Here is a 17,282-nt window from a genome sequence, read left to right on the forward strand (position 1 = left end):
TTTATGGGACGCTATAGAAACCTCAGCAGACACGAGCTTGAAAGGATGCTCGCAGAGTCAGAACAAACACTACATGTAGAGAATGAAGCTGAGTCACAATACGTCATACATGATCTACAGCAACATAAAATCGAGCTGGAAATCCAAAACCGGGATTTAAAGGAATCTCAGCAGGAACTCGAAACCATACGTGATCAATATGCGGATCTTTACGATTTTTCCCCGGTGGGATATGTGTCCCTTGATGAAAAAGGTACCATAAAAAATCTTAACTTGGCCGCTGCAGCTATGTTCGGGAGGGAGCGTTCGGGATTGTTGGGCCACCCTCTTGCAACCCTGCTGGCCTCAGGTGCTAACCGAGTGCTCTTCAAGCAACTACGTGAGGCCTTTTCCTGTGAAGGAACTATCTCTTGTGAATTTCCCTTGAAGGCAAAAAGTCAGGAGAGCGAGCGTTATATCAGAGCGGATAGTGTGATGCATAAGGATGCCAATGGTGAAAAATTCTGCCTGATGAATCTGATAGATACCACGCACCGCTGGAAGGCGGAGCAAGCGATAGCAGAGGAACGCACCTTTTTACAGCATGTGATCGATGGAATAGAGGATCCAGTGTTGGTTGTCAATCTGGATTACAAAGTGTTAAGGATGAACAATGCGGCCAAGCGTACCGCGGTGTCTTTGGGACTTGATCCAAAAAGTGTCCACTGCTATCAGGTTACACATCAGAGGGATCAACCATGTGACACTAGTGAGCATCCATGTCCATTAGAGATGGTATTAAAAACGCACATACCCAATAGAGTTGTCCATACTAATGTTTCTGAGACTGGGGTAAAACGAAAATATGAGGTCATCGCAAGTCCATTAATTGATGATGATGGTCAGATTGTTGGTATTATCGAGACATCTCACGACGTAACGGAGCATCTTCAGTTGCTTGATGAGCTGAAGGAGCGAGAGCTCAGCTATGCGCATCTTGCGCAACATGACTCATTGACAGGACTGCCGAATCGATTATTGTTTGCCGACCGCTTAAGTCAAGCCATACACATATCCCACCGACATAAGACAAAGTTCGCGGTTTTATTCATCGATTTGGATCGTTTTAAGGAGGTAAACGATAGTTTTGATCATGCTTGTGGTGATGGGGTGCTAAAGGAGGTCGCGACTCGGTTTTTGGCGCTTTTCAGGGAAGAAGATACGATTGCGCGAATGGGTGGGGATGAGTTCACCGTTATCCTTACGCAATTAAAGCACGAATCAAACGCTGCTTTAGTAGCAAGGAAGCTTTTGCATACCCTCAAGGATCCGTTTGAGGTACAGGGCCAACTGTTATTTCTTGGCGCCAGCATAGGTATCAGTATCTATCCTGATCATGGTGAAACTGTCGATGAACTGGTTCGCAATGCGGATAGCGCGATGTATCAGGCCAAGGATGCGGGCCGAAACACCTTTAATTACTACTCCGAAGAGCTTACAGCCAAAGCGGTTGAGCGTGTTTTCCTGGCTTCCAGTTTGCATAGTGCGTTAGAAAATAAAGAATTTATTCTTCATTACCAACCTCAGTTCGATTTGATTTCCAACCAGGTGATTGGCGTCGAAGCCCTTGTGAGATGGCAGCATCCGGATATGGGGCTTGTTGCACCGAATAAATTTATTCCCTTGGCTGAAGAGACTGGGATGATTCTGGCAATGGGTAATTGGGTATTGACTGAGGCATGCCAGCAGATGAAATTGTGGCAGGATTCAGGTCTATTGACAAAAGATACTACCATTAGTGTCAACCTGTCAGGCAAGCAGTTTGATCGCGACGTGCTTGCTCAAGAGATCAAACAGAAAATCGTAAATATCGGGCTCTCTCCATCGTGCCTGGAGGTTGAAATAACAGAGACCATCATGATGCGATCAACCGATGTCACCAGCCATATCCTTTCCCAGCTCCGCCACATCGATGTCAAAGTGGCAGTTGATGATTTTGGAACCGGTTATTCATCGTTGAGTTATCTTAAACAATTGCCGCTCACCCGTCTTAAGATTGATAAGTCGTTTATTTCGGATATAACGACAGACATGAATGATATAGCAATCTCGAAGGCCATTATCAGCATGGCGAAAAACCTATCGTTAGAAGTGTTGGCAGAAGGCATTGAAACGGAGGAGCAAAAAAATTTCCTGATCAAGGAGGGATGTACATTAGGTCAGGGCTTCAAGTATGCGCGGCCCATGACGAATATTGATTTCGAAGCGTTTATAAAGTCCAGGTGCTCAATCGGCGTTACCGAGTAGGTAACGCATCAATGTGATAAAAAACTCACACGAAACTCCACCCCGGGTTCTATATTCACCACATCAACTGTCCCTTTCATTGTGGTGGCTAACTGGCTCACCAGAGCCAAGCCAATTCCTGTCCCGACTGTCTCACGGGTAAGTTCATTTTCGGATCTGTAGAAGAGCTTGAAGATCTTCTTCAGCTGATCCTTTGCGATCCCGGGTCCGTAGTCTCGTACCTTGAACACCACCGAGCTATCCTGTTGTACGCCACACTCAATATCTATGGCTTTTATCTCTGACTTGGCGGAGAACTTGATCGCATTGTCCACCAGGTTGATGATGATCTGGGTGAAATAGTCCGGATCGACCTGGAGTGTTCGAGCTGCACAGTCCGAGGGACAGTTGAGCCTGAGGTCGAATCCGGCACGCTTTGCCTGCGACTCGATCTTTGAGCCTATCATATCCATCAACTCACCTGCCGTGACGGACTTGAGCTGAACCTGCAGACCGTTGCGGGTCACACGCGCAAGTTGTAGCACATTGTTGATCAGACGTGTCAGGCGTTCACTCTCATCGTGGATGTAGTCGTAGTAGTCGCGTTTCTTATCCTCTTTTACCCAGCCTTCGCGCAGCATTTCACCATACATGCGTATCGAGGTGAGGGGTGTCTTCAGCTCGTGGCTGACGGCGGACACGAAGTCCTGCTGTTGGCTGATCAGGTTTATCTGTCCCAACCCCAAGCGGTAGATGGCATAGAAACCGCCACTCAGCAGCAGAAACAGTATCACCGCGATCCATGCGATGACGGTGCCGCCCGGGCCTGCGGGAAGGCGTTGAATAGTGAATATCAGTTCCAGGCCGTTGAGGGGTGCGGTAAGCCGGGTTTGGTAGAGGAGGGCGCCGCGCAGAGCTTGGGTGCCGGTCTGATAGCGCTCGCCCGTGGTTGCGGAGAATGCGGTCAACACATTGCCCTGGTAAGCGGTGATCAGCTCACTCATCAGCGCCAGGGATGTAGCGCGAAAGCTGGTTTCCATGACGCCACTCAGGAAGTCGCTCTGTTCCACCAGCATGCCTTGGATATAGCGCTGCTTGTCACGCCACACCTTTCTGTAGATTACGATGTGGCCGCTGTCGAGGAGACTCATTTCAAAGGGGTCGATCTCACTTTCGAAGGTGCGGATGCGCAACGGCGCCGGTGCCACTGCCGCTGCCTGTGGGGCAGCCATGCTTGTGGATTGTGCTGGGAGGGATTCCGGTTCGGGCAGGGCACTGCGCTCTATGCGCGGGGCGCGTTTCGCCAGTTTTGTTTTCGTCTTGGGCGCAATCCGTTGTTGCCGCATAGGTGCCTGTGCGGCTTCAAAAGAGCTGTCCAGTTGCAGGTCTTCCACGCGGCCAAGCACGTTGGACCCAGGAAGCGCCTTTGAAGGGCGATCCACTTTTTGCTCCGATAGACGGTCAAAGACAGCCTGCCCCGCAGCAAGCTCTTTCTTGATGCCGTCATCCCCGGATGCCTTGTCACTCTCCACGGTTATCTCGCGATCCCGGGTGGGTCGCGGTTCCGTGCTGGAAAAGTAGTTGGAACCCGTACTGTCGCTGAGTGGGATCTCAGCAGGTGTGACCATCTCTTCAGTGAGCGCGCCCGCTCTATCCTCGTGCTGCTCCGCGCTTACCAATCGGTTTTCCCCAAGGATGGCCCGTAAATGATTCGCAAGTTCCTTGCGTTGTGTAAGCTCCTCGGCCTGAATGCCGTATTCGCTGGCGGCGAGGGTCGAATCGGGGAGCAGCGGGGTTTTAAAAACACCCTCGCTATCCACCTGAAAATAACCGATCAAACCGGGTATCGGGGAGCGCACGGGAAAGTTCGACAATGCGGAACGTTGAATGAAGTTGCTCTTGGGATCGCCGGCAACCACGAGAAAATTGTAGTCGACGAATGCGCGTCGCTCCTCCGCTTCGATGAGTTGGGCATAACCCTTGTCGATGCGCGTTGCCAGCTCCTCGGCCAGCAACCGGTGGCGGTGAAAGGCCTCCCACTTCAGTTGATCGTAGGCCTGATAGACAAGCAGGCCGCTGGGAATGGCCAGGGCGAAGAAAAACACCATCAGCCAGAGGCGCAGCTTGTTCTTACTCAGGCCGTTGAGGGCGGTGCGAGCCATTTCAATCGACCAACAGGCGATAACCGGCGCCCCGCACCGTGGTCAAGAACCGGGGTTGTGCCGAATCGGCTTCGATCTTTCTGCGCAGTTTGGCGATATGTATATCCACGGTTCGGGTTTCGATATCGGCATTTTTCGCATAACCCCACACCTTGTTGAGCAGCTCTTCCCGGGATACGGGGCGATCCCCGTGGCTGAACAGGTATTCGATAATATCCATCTCCCGTCTGGTAAATGAGAGCGGCTGGTCATCGCGTTTGCCGGAGAGGTTGAGAATATCGATCTCAATCCCGTCACCCAGGCGGATCTGGTCATGGCCGGCTGCGCTGTTTCGGGAGCGGCGCAATACGGCCTGCACGCGCAGCACCAGTTGCGCCACCGAAAAGGGTTTTGCCACATAGTCGTCCGCGCCCAGGGTCAGGCCATGGACGATGTCCTCATCGCTGGTCTTGGCGGTCAGCATGATGATGGGTTGGTCCTTGTCCTGTTCACGGATGCGGTTACAGATATCGAAGCCGTTCATTCCGGGAAGCATCACGTCGAGCAGGATCATATCGAAGGTGCCGGTCAGGGCCTTCTGCAGCCCCGCCGGACCTTCGGCAGCACTATCCACGGCGAAACCGTGGTAGATGAATACGTCCACCAGTCCCACCCGGATGGCTTCTTCATCTTCGACGATCAGAATACGTGGTTTTTGGCTCATGCTGTTGTATCCATTCTTTCTCGTAAGGCTGTAGTAAAAAAACAGTCCGCAAATGAACGCGAATAAACGCAAATATTAAAAGTTAATCTGTATCTGGGCGCGGTATGGGCCCTCGCCTGTGGCTATATTCCTCCATATGTAAAAAAGCAGACATAGATAAGCAATGATAGCTCCATTGGAAGACTAACAAGATTTCCCATGGGAAATGTAAATTCTATGTAAATCTGCACTTCGGAGTTTTACCTAATTCTGCCTACACGCCATGCCGTCTCCTTCTTAGACTTTGGATAGACATTCAAACACAAGGAGACTCCCATGGCACTCATCACACGTGTATCCCAACTGTTTCGAGCCGACGTGAATGCGGTTCTCGATCGTATGGAAGAGCCGGAAATCCTGCTCAAGCAGGCGGTCCGGGATATGGAGGAGGCGTTGGCCAAGGACGATCAACGGGTCAAGGTCATGCGGCTGGAGCAGAAGCAGATCCTGTCGCGCCAGAGTGAACTTGAGCAACGACTCGATCGGGTGACTGAAGAGCTGGATCTCTGTTTCGATACCGGTAACGAGGCTTTGGCAAGGACCCTGTTGAAGCGCAAGCTGGAGTCGGAACGCTATCTCAACTATCTCGCCCGCAAACAACAGGAGTTTGAGGAAGCGGGGGAGGCCCTCAAAAAACGTATTGATGAAAATCGCTCGCGTCTCGACTCCATGCGACAGAAGGCGGAACTGCTGGCAGGCTCGGATAAGGAGGAGACCGAGCATACCAGCTGCAACGAACCGGATTTCATGGGGCAGTTCGCAGTCAGCGAGGATGACATTGAACTCGCCTTTCTGCGTGAAAAGCAGAGGAGGACCCAGTCATGAAACGGCCCAGCTTTATGCAAGGCGTCGGCGTTGCGCTGGTCGCCACTATCGGTGGGGGCGTGCTGTTCAGTGCACTCACGACAGTTTTCGTCACCGACTTTATATTGCGTCTGCTTATAGCGGGCATGGGATTGTTGTATGTGCTCTACCTGTTGCGTCGCAGTGGTGAAAAGGTCGGACGTTTTACCAGCATGAGCGTCTGGTTGGCGGCGGCAGTTGGCATCTGGTTGATGGGATTGAGCCTGCCGATCTATCTCATGGCCCACCTGGGACTTATCTGGTTGCTCCGCTCCCTCTATTTCTATTCCAGTCTCATCTCGGCATTGGTTGATATGGGCCTGGTGCTGTTCGGCCTGGCGGCTGCGGTATGGGCGATGCTGCAGACCGGTAACCTGTTTCTCAGTGTGTGGAGCTTTTTTCTCGTCCAGGCACTGTTTATCTATATCCCCAACACCTGGCAGCGATCGGGCAAATCAGTTAACGCAGTAAACGTTGCGGAAGATCGTTTCCAACTCGCCCATCGCACGGCGCAAGCCGCCCTCACCAAACTATCCACTCAACGTTAGTTAACATGGAGAAGATCATGAAATCGAAAATTATTGCAGCAGCACTGTTCACCTTTACCGCCGGTGGTATCGCATTCTATCCCGCCCTCAAGGATGTTGGTGCGGTTAACATGCCCCTGCCGGACCCTGTCCAGGTGCCGGCGGTGCACACCATTAACCAGGAACAACCGAAAATAGAAGTGGTATTCGCCCTGGATACCACTGGAAGTATGGGGGGCTTGATCGAGGCGTCCAAGGAGAAGATCTGGTCTATTGCCTCAACCATGGCCCAGGCCCAGCCCGCACCTGAGATCAGGATGGGGTTGGTGGCCTATCGGGACCGGGGTGACAGCTACGTCACCCAGGTGGTGGATCTATCGGAAGATCTCGACTCGGTCTATGCGACACTGATGGATTTTCGCGCCGAAGGGGGTGGTGATGGTCCCGAAAGTGTCAACCAGGCCCTGCATGATGCGGTCAACAAGATCTCCTGGAGCCAGGATGAGGATGCCTATCGTGTGGTCTTCCTGGTGGGGGATGCGCCGCCCCACATGGACTATCAGGATGATGTGAAGTATCCGCAGACCCTGAAGTTGGCCAACGCCAGGGGGATAGTGGTCAATACCATTCAGGCCGGTAACAGAGCCCAGACACGCCTGGTCTGGAGCAAGATTGCCCTGGCCGGCCTCGGGCAGTACGCCCAGGTCTCTCAAGACGGAAACGCGGTGGCGATTCACACGCCGTTTGATGAGAATCTGGCCAAGCTCTCCAGGAAGCTGGATGCAACCCGCCTCTACTATGGATCGGAAGAGGTGCTGGAGAAGAAACGTCAAAAACTGAAGGCGGCTGATAAGTTACATGAGTCTGCCTCGGTGGCATCCCGTGCCCGTCGTGCCACGTTCAATGCCACCAAGAGCGGTAAATCCAATCTGTTGGGTGACAGTGAACTGGTTGACGATGTGGCTAGCGGCCGGGTGGAACTCGACTCTATCGACCGGGACCATCTGCCCGCATCCATAAAGGCCATGGCACCACAGGAGCAACGGGCGGTGATCAGCGAGAAGGCCCAACAGCGTCAGGCCCTGCAGAAGGAGATCGATACCCTGTCGGCACAACGCAAGGAGTATCTTGAACAGGAAGTGAAGAAGTCGGGTGGAGCCAAGGGCTCACTTGACCATAAACTCTACAGCGCCATACGCGAGCAGGCCGAGCGCAGCGGCATCCACTATGAGGCGGAAGCCCTCACTTATTAGTGGCGAAAGGTAGCGAAATAGCGGATTTCGCTTTAAAAGCCGAGCCCGGCATACATGCCGGGCTCCAGGTTATGCGGTTGTCGAATCAAGGCCAGGCATATGTCTGACTTTTTATGTCTAATGCATGAATTCTACTTGATGGGTATGTAGATCGAAGTAACGACCTCATTGCTATGGCTGACCGTGGTGGGATCGTTCTCATACACCTCCCGGGAGGCATGTTTATGCTGGGGTTTTATCTTTTGCATCTGCAGGTGGGCATAGGCCTGGTACCAGGCGAGTTCGAGAAACTCGTAGCTGCCTTGCAAGCTGGTCTTGTAGTAGCGACCACCGGGAAATGACTTGATCACGAAATCCGAAGAGCTGGTCTCCGCGGCCACCGGTATCGCCATGTCGCAGTTGAAATGCATGCTTTTAAGATCGACCTTGTGGTAGATAGTGAATGGATAGCCTGTGGCCGTCAGCTGTTTCTCATCCAAATATCTGCCCAGTATTGGAAACCCCTCCTTCATGGCTGTTTTCATCGCTTCCAGATGACCATCGAACGGGATGGTCAGCGCGGTTTGGTTTGGCAGTTCCACAGGACCGTCAAAAGTGATGCGTGGGACCTCCGCATCCGCAACCAGTTCGCCGCGTAGCATGTAGAGGCCGGTGTCGTAATCCTTGCTGATATAGTCCGACATTCTCTTTGCCATGAAGCGGAGCAGGAAGGGCATGCTGCCGGCCATATTCCAGTGGACCAGGGTGGCGCCGCCGCCTGTCGGTTCAAACTCCCACCAGACGCTGCACACAGACTTGAAGGGGCGCTTGAATTCGATCCGCTGTTCGATCTTCTCCATACCGATGAATCTTTCATGGGTCAGCTTGCCTGCGCCGACGGTTTTGCCGTCCCAGCTGTACCAGCCCCCCTCCTGGTCCGGTGTGTCGGAGAAGGCGAGGATGGTGTCAGGCTCATGCATCAACCAGGGGCTCCAATCGGACCAGCTCTTGAAATCCCGGATCTTGTCGAACAGGGTTTGTTGCCCAGCGGCGATCTCCAGGGAGCGTCTCACCTTGTAATTGCCATCCAGGGTGGCCAGGTAGATCAGGGGAATGGCAATCAGAATGACGATTACAATGAGTGCTGTTGTCATGGTAAGGCTCCCTCCACCGCTGGTTTCGTTTTTTTAGTCTGCCGATAACAGTATATCGAGTATAGGATTAGCTCCCAGGTAAGGAAATAGCGCTATCATGGGGGCATGTCCAGGTTCCATTTTCATCCGGCTGTCAGTACATGGTTCGAACGCCATTTCCATGCACCCACCGAGGCCCAGGCCCAGGCCTGGCCGGCGATTCAGGCCGGGCAGAACACCCTGATCTCGGCACCGACGGGTTCAGGCAAGACCCTGGCGGCCTTTCTGGCGGCGATCGACCGGCTGGTGGGTGAAGGGCTGGAATCTCCCCTGGCCGATGAGACCCACGTGCTCTATGTATCACCGTTGAAGGCGCTCTCCAACGATATCCACAAGAATCTGGAGCTGCCATTGAACGGTATCCGGGATGCCCTGTTGGAATGTGGATGCCCGGACGTGCCGATTCGCGCCCTGGTGCGAACCGGGGATACCACCACGGCAGAACGGGCGTCGATGAAACGCTCCCCGCCCCATATCCTGGTGACCACCCCGGAGTCCCTGTATATCCTGCTGACCTCCGAGTCGGGGCGTGAGATGCTGCGCACGGTGCGCAGCGTGATCGTGGATGAGATCCATGCCCTGGCCGGCAACAAGCGCGGCGCCCATCTAACATTGAGCCTGGAACGGCTCAACCAGTTGTGTGACAGGCCGCCGGTGCGCATCGGCATATCTGCCACCCAGAAACCGATCGAGGCGATGGCCCGTTACCTCACCGGGCAGCACGACGACCCGCTGCAGCGGGCCTGTACCATTGTCGACACCGGTCATGTACGCGATCGGGATCTAGCCATCGAGCTGACCGGTTCACCCCTGGAGGCGGTGATGGCCAACGAGGCCTGGGAGGAGATCTACCGCCGGCTCGAGCAGCTTATAACGCAACACAAGACTACCCTGGTCTTCGTCAATACCCGCCGCCTCGCCGAACGTGCGGCGGCGGCACTGGCGAGGCGCCTGGGCGAGGAGGCGGTGACTTCCCACCATGGTAGCCTGGCGAAGGAGCACCGCTTGGATGCCGAGCAGCGCCTGAAGTCGGGGTCCCTGCGTGCCCTGGTGGCGACCGCTTCCCTGGAACTCGGTATCGATATCGGCGATGTGGAGCTGGTGTGCCAGATGGGCTCGCCACGCAGCATCAGCACCTTCCTGCAGCGGGCGGGCCGTTCCGGGCACCAACTGACAGGAACCCCCAAGGCGAGGCTCTTCCCCCTCAGCCGTGACGATCTGGTGGAGTCGGTGGCCATGCTCGATGCCATTCGCAGGGGCGAACTCGACCATATCCCGATTCCCGAACATCCACTGGACGTGCTGGCGCAGCAGATCGTCGCCGAGGTCTCGGCCCGGGAGTGGGATGAGCAGTCCCTCTACCGGGTATTCAAATGCGCACACCCCTATAACAATCTCACTGAGAAGGATTTCATCGATCTGGTGAAGATGCTTGCGGATGGTTTTCACACCCGGCGGGGAAGACGCAGTGACTATCTCCACCGGGATGGGGTGAACGGTATGCTGCGACCACGCCGCAGTGCCCGTTTGACGGCCATCACCAACGGCGGTGCCATACCCGATCAGTTCGACTACGATGTCATTCTGCAACCTGAAGGGCTCTTCGTTGGCAGCCTGAACGAGGATTTTGCCTTCGAGAGCATGCCGGGGGATATCTTCCAGCTCGGCAATTTCTCCTATCGCATGCTGAAGATCGAGCAGGGCCGGGTATTTGTGGAGGATGCCCACGGCCAACCCCCCTCGATCCCCTTCTGGTTCGGCGAGGCGCCCGGCCGGAGTGAGGAGCTCTCCCAAGCGGTCTCCCGTCTGCATGAGACCCTGGACCGGTTGCTGGATAGGGGGCAACAGGCAGCACTCGATTACCTGGAGCAGGCCCATGACCTCGACCCGGTTGTCGCCTCACAGCTGGTGGAATACCTGGCGGCCACCAAGGCCCTGTTCGGTGTGCTGCCGAGTCAACGACATATTGTCTTCGAGCGCTTCTTCGACGAGAGCGGCGATATGCATTTCGTCATTCACGCGCCTTTCGGTTCCCGGGTGAACAAGGCCTGGGGCCTGGCCCTGCGCAAGCGCTTCTGCCGCCGTTTCAATTTCGAACTGCAGGCGGCCGCCAACGAGGACAACCTGATCCTCTCCCTGGGGCCGACCCACAGCTTTCCCCTGGAGGAACCGGCGGGTTATCTGAAAGCAAAGAGTGTCGAACAGGTATTGATTCAGGCCCTGCTGGCAGCACCCATGTTTCCGACCCGCTGGCGCTGGGTGACCAATATCTCCCTGGCGGTGCCGCGCATGCGCGGCGGCAAGCGGGTGCCCGCACCCTTCCAGCGCAATGACGCGGAGGATCTGGTGGCGCTGGTGTTTCCGGACCAGCTTGCCTGTTTTGAAAACATCCAGGGCGATCGCGAGATACCGGACCACCCGCTGGTGAACCAGGTGTTGTGGGACTGCCTGCATGAGCTGATGGATATCGAGGGTCTGAAGCAGGTGCTGGACGCAATCGAGCTTGGGCGCATTCAAGTGACCGCAAAGGAGTTGCCCACGCCATCGCCGATGGCGCTGGAGATCCTCAACGCCCGACCCTACGCCTTCCTCGATGATGCACCGGCGGAAGAGCGACGCGCCCTGGCTGTACAACAGCGACGCCACCTGGATCCACACAGCGCTGCCGAATTGGGGCGCTTGAATCCGCAGGCGATTGAGCGGGTGAGACAGGAGGCCTGGCCACAACCGCGCAACGCGGATGAACTCCACGATGGGTTGCTGATCGCCGGCTTTATCGAAGAGGGGGAAATCGCCACTGAGGTGCTCGAGCAGTGGCAGCACTACCTCGCTGAGTTGCAGCGACAGCGGCGCGCAACACGGCTCTCCAATGTGAGTGGGGTTTTATGGGTCGCGGCAGAACGGCTGCAGGCGCTATCGTTGATCTGCCCTGAACATACCATGTCACCGGAGATAGAGGCCTTAGCAGCAAGTGAGGCTGACAGGGTTACGTCAGCCGTCACTGAAATCCTTCGCAGCCGGTTGGAGTGTTTAGGGCCGGTTACCGTTGAACAGTTGGCAAAACCGCTGGCTCTGGCAACCGCCGAGGTGGAAAGGGCGTTAACAGAGTTGGAGCAGGAGGGGTACGTGATCCAGGGCCACTTCGATCCACGGGAATCGAAGCTTGAATGGTGCGAGCGGGGTCTGCTGGCACGTATCCACCGCTACACCCTGAAACAGTTGCGCAGTGAGATCGAACCGGTGAGTCCCGCTGACTTCATGCGTTTCCTGTTCAGTTGGCAGGGATTGGAGGAACCCGCGCAGGGTGTGGCTGCCCTGGAACGGGTGATGCTGCAGCTCGAAGGTGTCAGCCTGCCCGCTGGCAGTTGGGAAGGGGAGATATTACCCGCTCGGCTGCAGCCCTACTTCTCAAGTGAGCTGGACGAGTTGTGTGCTGCGGGCAAGCTTGCCTGGCTGCGTTTGCATCCAACTGATGTCAAACAGAGTAAACGCAAGAGTCCGGCAATCAAGACCACACCACTGGCATTCGTCTTTCGACCACGCCTCTCTGTCTGGTGCCAGGCCGAAACCACAGTCCCGGACGGGGTGAGTGCCACAGCGATCAAGGTGCTGGATGTGCTGAAACAGTGGGGCGCCAGTTTCTTCGATGATCTGCAGCAGCAAACCGGTCTGCTGAAGACCCAACTCGAGGGTGCATTGGGCGAACTGGTTGCCTGGGGATTGGTCAACTCGGACCAGTACCAGGGCTTGCGTGCCATGATCACGCCGGAGAAAAACCGCAAACGCAGTCCGCGTCGTACGGCACTCCAGGCACCCCTGGCCTCGGGTGGACGCTGGTCGTTGATACGTGCGCCAATAGGTCATGAGGAGGAGTCGCAACGGATTGAGCAGATCGCCAGGACCCTGCTAACCCGCTATGGAGTTGTATTTAGAAAACTGCTCGAGCGCGAGAGTAATCTACCCTCATGGCGCGAGCTGCTGTATTGTTTTCGACGTCTGGAGGCGCGGGGTGAAATCAGGGGAGGCCGTTTCGTGCAGCAATTTGCCGGTGAGCACTTCGCCCTGCCGGAGGCCGTGAGCATGCTGCGTGAGGTGCGTAAGAGAAAAGATGAGGATGAGTTGGTAAGCATCAGCAGTGCAGACCCCCTGAACCTAACCGGCATCATTACGCCCGGCAAGCGAATTACTGCCCAAGCAGGTCATCGTATTCTCTACAAAGATGGAAAACCCATCGCAACTAATCAGGGCGGGGAGATCAGCATCGACGATGGCGTGCCGGAGAGTGAACATTGGCATATAAAAAACCTGCTGACACGCAAACAGCATCCGGCCAATTATCACAAGCCCCATCAAGGACCTTTATTTTAGTGTTTAGATTTCAACGCCCACCTGGTACATAGGGAAATGAATAAAGCTGTTCTTTTATTGAGACTGAGCTATTGGATCGCGGCAATTGCAGATTTCGTGGTTGCAGTTCTGGTGTGGATGCCTGAAAGAATGGGGGTATCGGTAACGGTTTACCCCATGGGGCTGGCTTCGGTAATTGCATTCTCCTGGGCAGTGATGTTGCTGATCGCCGATAGAAGGCCTTTGCAGAGAAGATGGATTCTGATTCCAACCATGCTTGTTGTGGCATTGATTGCCGCAGTACGCATCGTGTTTTCCCTGGAGGGTGCGGTTGAGTTCAGTTTGGTTATCACCCTTTTCGCCGTTGCGCTGATTGCTTTCATGGCTTACAGCTATCATTACTCAGGCAAATTCGGTACAAAACAGTAGCGGTAAACCAAGTGCGCAAACCGAGTCAAACTTAAAACTCATAGCATATTGACCAGGAGGCAAGTTTGAAACTATTAGCATTCGCAGCGAGCAGTAGTAAAAAATCGATTAACAAGCGATTGGTGACCTATGCCTGCAGCCTGATGGAAGATGCAGAAGTTGAAATATTGGACCTCAACGATTACGAGTTGCCACTCTTCAGCGTCGACAGGGAAGAGGAGCTTGGACAGCCGAAATTGGCCCATGACTTTTTAGCAAAGATAGCCTCCTGTGATGGGTTGATCATCTCCTTTGCCGAGCACAATGGCTCATACAGTGTGGCCTACAAAAATCTGTTTGATTGGTGTTCAAGGATACGTAAGGAGATATTCAGCGATAAACCGGTGGTGGTCCTTTCCACGTCACCAGGGGCGCGCGGTGGCGCCAGTGTGCTGGCCTTGGCAACCGCATCGCTTCCCCGCTTTAGCGCCTTGCTCAAGGGCAGCCTCCCTGTTCCAAGTTTTTATGACAACTTTGATGTACAACAGGGGATGCTTAAAAACAGTGAACTGAACGAGAAGTTAATTGAGGTGGTGGCTTCGCTGAAGGGCTAGCCAATCGCTCTATTTTTCGCTGACAGCGGATAATAGCTTTGTATGGTTGCGGTAGATGGGGCTCTCGGCGGGGAAGTACTCCAGCATCACCGCCGTATAACGATCGAAGGGATTCTCAATCTGTGCGATCCGCCTTCGGGTTGCCTTGTTCAGGTCGAAGCTGTTATGGCGTACCGTAAAGGGAACCGGAAAATCGCTACCGAAGAGGATCTTCTCATGTACCTGCTGCTGTTCCGAGAGATGACGCAAGGCCCTGGCGCGAAAGGGCGCCAGGATTGCGGAGATATCGGCGTAGAGATTCTGGTACTGGGTCAACATCTCGAGTAAGCGAAAATAGTCTCTGTCGAAGTAACAGGGTTGTCTGCTGAGATTTCTCCATGCACGTAATTTGTGTTCGTAACGCCCCAACCCCATATGGGCGGCAATCACTGTGACCCCGGCACCCAGTGGTAGATCCAACATCTCCACCCGTTCATAGCTTGGATAGGAGTGAATGGTGTATTCACTTCCAATATGCACAATCAATGGCAGCCGATGCTGTTTCAATTTTTCATAATAGGGGATCAGCTGTTCACTATTCAGATCGACTCCCCAGTAGTTCTGCAGAAACTTGGCGCCACGACATCCTCTCTCCGCAAATTCGTCGATCAGATCAAGGGCACCGGGCCGCCTTGGATTGACCGACAGGAAAGGGATGAACTGATCGGGATAGCTGGCGGCGACCGCCACTACATCTTCGTTCATGGCGCAGACGGTCCTGTCTCGATCGACCTCTCTGCCCTGTTCATCGAAACGGGCATCGACACCGAACAGGCAGGTCTTCCGCACATAGTTGGACTCAGCGACTGCCCTGGCCATGGCCTCAATATAGGTCTGATAGGGTTGCTGCTTTAAGGCCCGCGGATCGGCCCCAAGACTGCGGGCAAAGAGATGTACGGCGGCTCTGTCGAATGGGCGATCGAAGGCGACTTCCCGGTTTAGCAGATGGGTGTGGATGTCGATTGTCTGCATAACCCTAGCCTACCTTGCCAACTGGGCATTGACGAGTTTCGCCGGCGACTAAAGCGTGCAGGGCCGAGTGCGAATCGGCTGAATCCCCGATCCTGTGCAGCGCTAATTCAGATAGAATAGCAATGTAGTATATCGACATATATGACGAAATATATATAATAATTGTAAATTATTCGTCAAATATTAAGAAATATTTAATAAATGCCTTAATGGTCGCAACAATTTACGATATAAGTAGATTGAACCTAGCTATTTCTTAATATAAGGCGAATATGAAGATATCAGATCTAGTCTCAGATGAGGCAGTCCTGGCGGAGATAGGCCAGCGTATTCTACAGCGTCGTCTCGAAATGCAGATGACCCAGGCGGTCTTGGCCGAGCAGGCGGGGGTTGCCAAGCGTACCGTGGAGCGGATCGAGGCCGGCTCTTCGGCACAGATGTCGAGTATGATCCGCCTGCTGCGTGTGTTGGAACTGCTATCCGGATTGGATCTGCTGTTTCCTGAGCAGATCCAGCGGCCGATGGACCTGCTGAAACGTAGAGGGAAGGTGCGCAGGCGGGCATCCACCCCGCGTAACAAGGCTGACAAGGATAAGCCCTGGCGCTGGGGTGATGAGTCGTGACGACGGTTGCCGAGGTGCGTCTCTGGGGGCGCTCCATAGGTGCTGTTTCGTTGCAGGATGGTGAGAGCACGGCGGTGTTTGAATATGATCCGGCCTTTGTTCACAGCGGTATCGAGGTGGCGCCGATGATGATGCCGTTGTCGAGTCGTCTGTATCGTTTTCCGCAGCTTGCCCGGGAGACCTTTCATGGTCTGCCCGGGCTGTTGGCGGACTCACTGCCAGACAGGTTTGGCAATCTCCTGATCGACGCCTGGCTCGCCTCCCAAGGAAGATCGAGCCAGGATTTCAATGGTATTGAACGTCTTTGTTACACCGGGCAACGCGGCATGGGGGCGCTGGAGTATGTCCCGGCGATCGGACCCCGTACCCGCTATACGAGCCCCATTGAGATCGACAGGCTGGTTGAACTGGCATCCCAGGTGCTCACCCAGCGTCAGCAGTTGCACCACTCTTTCGCCGATTCCGACAAGGGGCATGCGCTCAGGGATATTCTGCGTGTCGGTACCTCCGCCGGGGGCGCGCGGGCGAAGGCGGTAATCGCCTGGAATCCCCTCAGCAACGAGGTTCGCTCCGGTCAGGTCAGCGCCGATGAGGGGTTCGAATATTGGCTGCTGAAGTTCGACGGTGTCAGCGGTAACCGGGATAAAGAGTTGCAGGACCCCCAGGGATACGGCGCCATTGAATATGCCTACTATCTGATGGCTAAGGCGAGCGGAATCCATATCAACGATTCGCGCTTGTTCGAAGAGGGTGGACGGCGTCACTTCATGACCAAGCGATTCGACCGCCTGGACGGGGGTGAAAAGCTGCATATGCAGTCCCTCTGCGCCATGGCCCACTACGACTTCAATATGGCGGGTGGCTACAGCTATGAACAGGCATTGATGGTGATACGCCAACTGGGTCTGCCGATGCAGGCGACCGAGGAGCAGTTTCGCCGTATGGCATTCAATATCATCGGCCGCAATCAGGACGACCATGTCAAGAATATCGCTTTTCTGATGGATAAGTCGGGTAGCTGGTCTCTGTCGCCGGCCTTCGACATGACCTACAGCTTCAATCCGGACGGGCTTTGGACCGCAACCCACCAGATGACCCTCAACGGCAAGCGATACGGCTTCAGCATGGATGATTTCAAGGACTGCGCCAAGTCGGCCTCGATGAAGCGGGGCCGCGGGGAGGCGATCGTCGCAGAGGTACTCGAGGTGGTCTCAAACTGGCGCCAATTCGCCGAACAGGCGGGGGTGCCGGTTGAGATGCAGAGACAGATTCAAAACGCCCTGCGCTTGGAACTCTCTTGATCAATAGTTACCCA

Annotated in this window: 13 protein-coding genes; 9 read left to right on the forward strand and 4 right to left on the reverse strand. The window is 54.7% G+C overall.

The genetic code is table 11. The annotated features are described in order from the left end of the window. The first annotated feature begins 3 nt into the window (after window positions 1-3). The gene (locus R2K28_RS01115; RefSeq protein WP_316367594.1) at window positions 4-2,286 is read left to right on the forward strand and encodes a sensor domain-containing protein; all 2,283 of its coding nucleotides are present in this window, start codon (window positions 4-6) and stop codon (window positions 2,284-2,286) included. Window positions 2,287-2,294: 8 nt separating this feature from the next. On the opposite strand, the gene R2K28_RS01120 is transcribed toward R2K28_RS01115, so the two are convergent. Beyond that, on the reverse strand, window positions 2,295-4,427 hold the full coding sequence (locus R2K28_RS01120) for a sensor histidine kinase (protein ID WP_316367595.1): 2,133 nt from the start codon (window positions 4,425-4,427) through the stop codon (window positions 2,295-2,297). A 1-nt stretch (window position 4,428) separates the two neighbouring features. Beyond that, entirely contained in the window at window positions 4,429-5,130 is a 702-nt protein-coding gene (locus R2K28_RS01125) for a response regulator transcription factor (RefSeq protein WP_316367596.1), read from the reverse strand. A gap of 315 nt (window positions 5,131-5,445) precedes the next feature. On the opposite strand from R2K28_RS01125, the gene R2K28_RS01130 reads away from it, so the two are divergent. Genes R2K28_RS01130 through R2K28_RS01140 form a run of 3 tightly spaced genes read left to right on the forward strand, consistent with a single transcriptional unit; the run spans window position 5,446 to window position 7,792 of the window. Next, entirely contained in the window at window positions 5,446-5,994 is a 549-nt protein-coding gene (locus R2K28_RS01130) for a PspA/IM30 family protein (protein ID WP_316367597.1), read from the forward strand. Continuing rightward, entirely contained in the window at window positions 5,991-6,560 is a 570-nt protein-coding gene (locus R2K28_RS01135; RefSeq protein ID WP_316367598.1) for a hypothetical protein, read from the forward strand. The genes R2K28_RS01130 and R2K28_RS01135 overlap by 4 nt, the downstream gene beginning before the upstream one ends. A 17-nt stretch (window positions 6,561-6,577) precedes the next feature. After that, the gene (locus R2K28_RS01140) at window positions 6,578-7,792 is read left to right on the forward strand and encodes a vWA domain-containing protein (RefSeq protein ID WP_316367599.1); all 1,215 of its coding nucleotides are present in this window, start codon (window positions 6,578-6,580) and stop codon (window positions 7,790-7,792) included. A gap of 131 nt (window positions 7,793-7,923) precedes the next feature. Here R2K28_RS01140 and R2K28_RS01145 read toward each other — a convergent pair whose 3' ends face one another. Then, window positions 7,924-8,925 (reverse strand): SRPBCC family protein, encoded by a 1,002-nt coding sequence (locus R2K28_RS01145; protein ID WP_316367600.1) that lies wholly within the window; start codon window positions 8,923-8,925, stop codon window positions 7,924-7,926. Window positions 8,926-9,030: 105 nt separating this feature from the next. On the opposite strand from R2K28_RS01145, the gene R2K28_RS01150 reads away from it, so the two are divergent. From R2K28_RS01150 to R2K28_RS01160, 3 genes are all read left to right on the forward strand, one after another. Further along, entirely contained in the window at window positions 9,031-13,332 is a 4,302-nt protein-coding gene (locus R2K28_RS01150; protein ID WP_316367601.1) for a DEAD/DEAH box helicase, read from the forward strand. A gap of 36 nt (window positions 13,333-13,368) precedes the next feature. After that, on the forward strand, window positions 13,369-13,740 hold the full coding sequence (locus R2K28_RS01155; protein ID WP_316367602.1) for a hypothetical protein: 372 nt from the start codon (window positions 13,369-13,371) through the stop codon (window positions 13,738-13,740). A 65-nt stretch (window positions 13,741-13,805) separates the two neighbouring features. Continuing rightward, window positions 13,806-14,333, forward strand: a complete 528-nt coding sequence (locus R2K28_RS01160) for an NADPH-dependent FMN reductase (RefSeq protein WP_316367603.1) — start codon at window positions 13,806-13,808, stop codon at window positions 14,331-14,333. A gap of 9 nt (window positions 14,334-14,342) precedes the next feature. Here R2K28_RS01160 and R2K28_RS01165 read toward each other — a convergent pair whose 3' ends face one another. Next, window positions 14,343-15,344 (reverse strand): amidohydrolase family protein, encoded by a 1,002-nt coding sequence (locus tag R2K28_RS01165; protein ID WP_316367604.1) that lies wholly within the window; start codon window positions 15,342-15,344, stop codon window positions 14,343-14,345. A gap of 272 nt (window positions 15,345-15,616) precedes the next feature. On the opposite strand from R2K28_RS01165, the gene R2K28_RS01170 reads away from it, so the two are divergent. Together R2K28_RS01170 and R2K28_RS01175 are read left to right on the forward strand one after the other, a co-directional pair. Further along, on the forward strand, window positions 15,617-15,967 hold the full coding sequence (locus R2K28_RS01170; RefSeq protein ID WP_116445701.1) for a helix-turn-helix domain-containing protein: 351 nt from the start codon (window positions 15,617-15,619) through the stop codon (window positions 15,965-15,967). Next, complete coding sequence (locus tag R2K28_RS01175; protein ID WP_316367605.1) at window positions 15,964-17,268, forward strand: type II toxin-antitoxin system HipA family toxin; 1,305 nt, start codon at window positions 15,964-15,966, stop codon at window positions 17,266-17,268. The genes R2K28_RS01170 and R2K28_RS01175 overlap by 4 nt, the downstream gene beginning before the upstream one ends. The last annotated feature ends 14 nt before the right edge of the window (window positions 17,269-17,282 follow it).

Origin of the sequence: Candidatus Thiodiazotropha sp. CDECU1, from assembly GCF_963455295.1 — a bacterium.
Lineage (GTDB): Bacteria > Pseudomonadota > Gammaproteobacteria > Chromatiales > Chromatiaceae > Thiodiazotropha.

Excerpts from the sequence above, each read along its gene's own strand:
- R2K28_RS01115 (WP_316367594.1), top strand. The coding sequence starts at position 4 with ATGGGACGCTATAGAAACCTCAGCAGACACGAGCTTGAAAGGATGCTC.
- R2K28_RS01120 (WP_316367595.1), bottom strand. The coding sequence starts at position 4,427 with ATGGCTCGCACCGCCCTCAACGGCCTGAGTAAGAACAAGCTGCGCCTC.
- R2K28_RS01125 (WP_316367596.1), bottom strand. The coding sequence starts at position 5,130 with ATGAGCCAAAAACCACGTATTCTGATCGTCGAAGATGAAGAAGCCATC.
- R2K28_RS01130 (WP_316367597.1), top strand. The coding sequence starts at position 5,446 with ATGGCACTCATCACACGTGTATCCCAACTGTTTCGAGCCGACGTGAAT.
- R2K28_RS01135 (WP_316367598.1), top strand. The coding sequence starts at position 5,991 with ATGAAACGGCCCAGCTTTATGCAAGGCGTCGGCGTTGCGCTGGTCGCC.
- R2K28_RS01140 (WP_316367599.1), top strand. The coding sequence starts at position 6,578 with ATGAAATCGAAAATTATTGCAGCAGCACTGTTCACCTTTACCGCCGGT.
- R2K28_RS01145 (WP_316367600.1), bottom strand. The coding sequence starts at position 8,925 with ATGACAACAGCACTCATTGTAATCGTCATTCTGATTGCCATTCCCCTG.
- R2K28_RS01150 (WP_316367601.1), top strand. The coding sequence starts at position 9,031 with ATGTCCAGGTTCCATTTTCATCCGGCTGTCAGTACATGGTTCGAACGC.
- R2K28_RS01155 (WP_316367602.1), top strand. The coding sequence starts at position 13,369 with ATGAATAAAGCTGTTCTTTTATTGAGACTGAGCTATTGGATCGCGGCA.
- R2K28_RS01165 (WP_316367604.1), bottom strand. The coding sequence starts at position 15,344 with ATGCAGACAATCGACATCCACACCCATCTGCTAAACCGGGAAGTCGCC.
- R2K28_RS01170 (WP_116445701.1), top strand. The coding sequence starts at position 15,617 with ATGAAGATATCAGATCTAGTCTCAGATGAGGCAGTCCTGGCGGAGATA.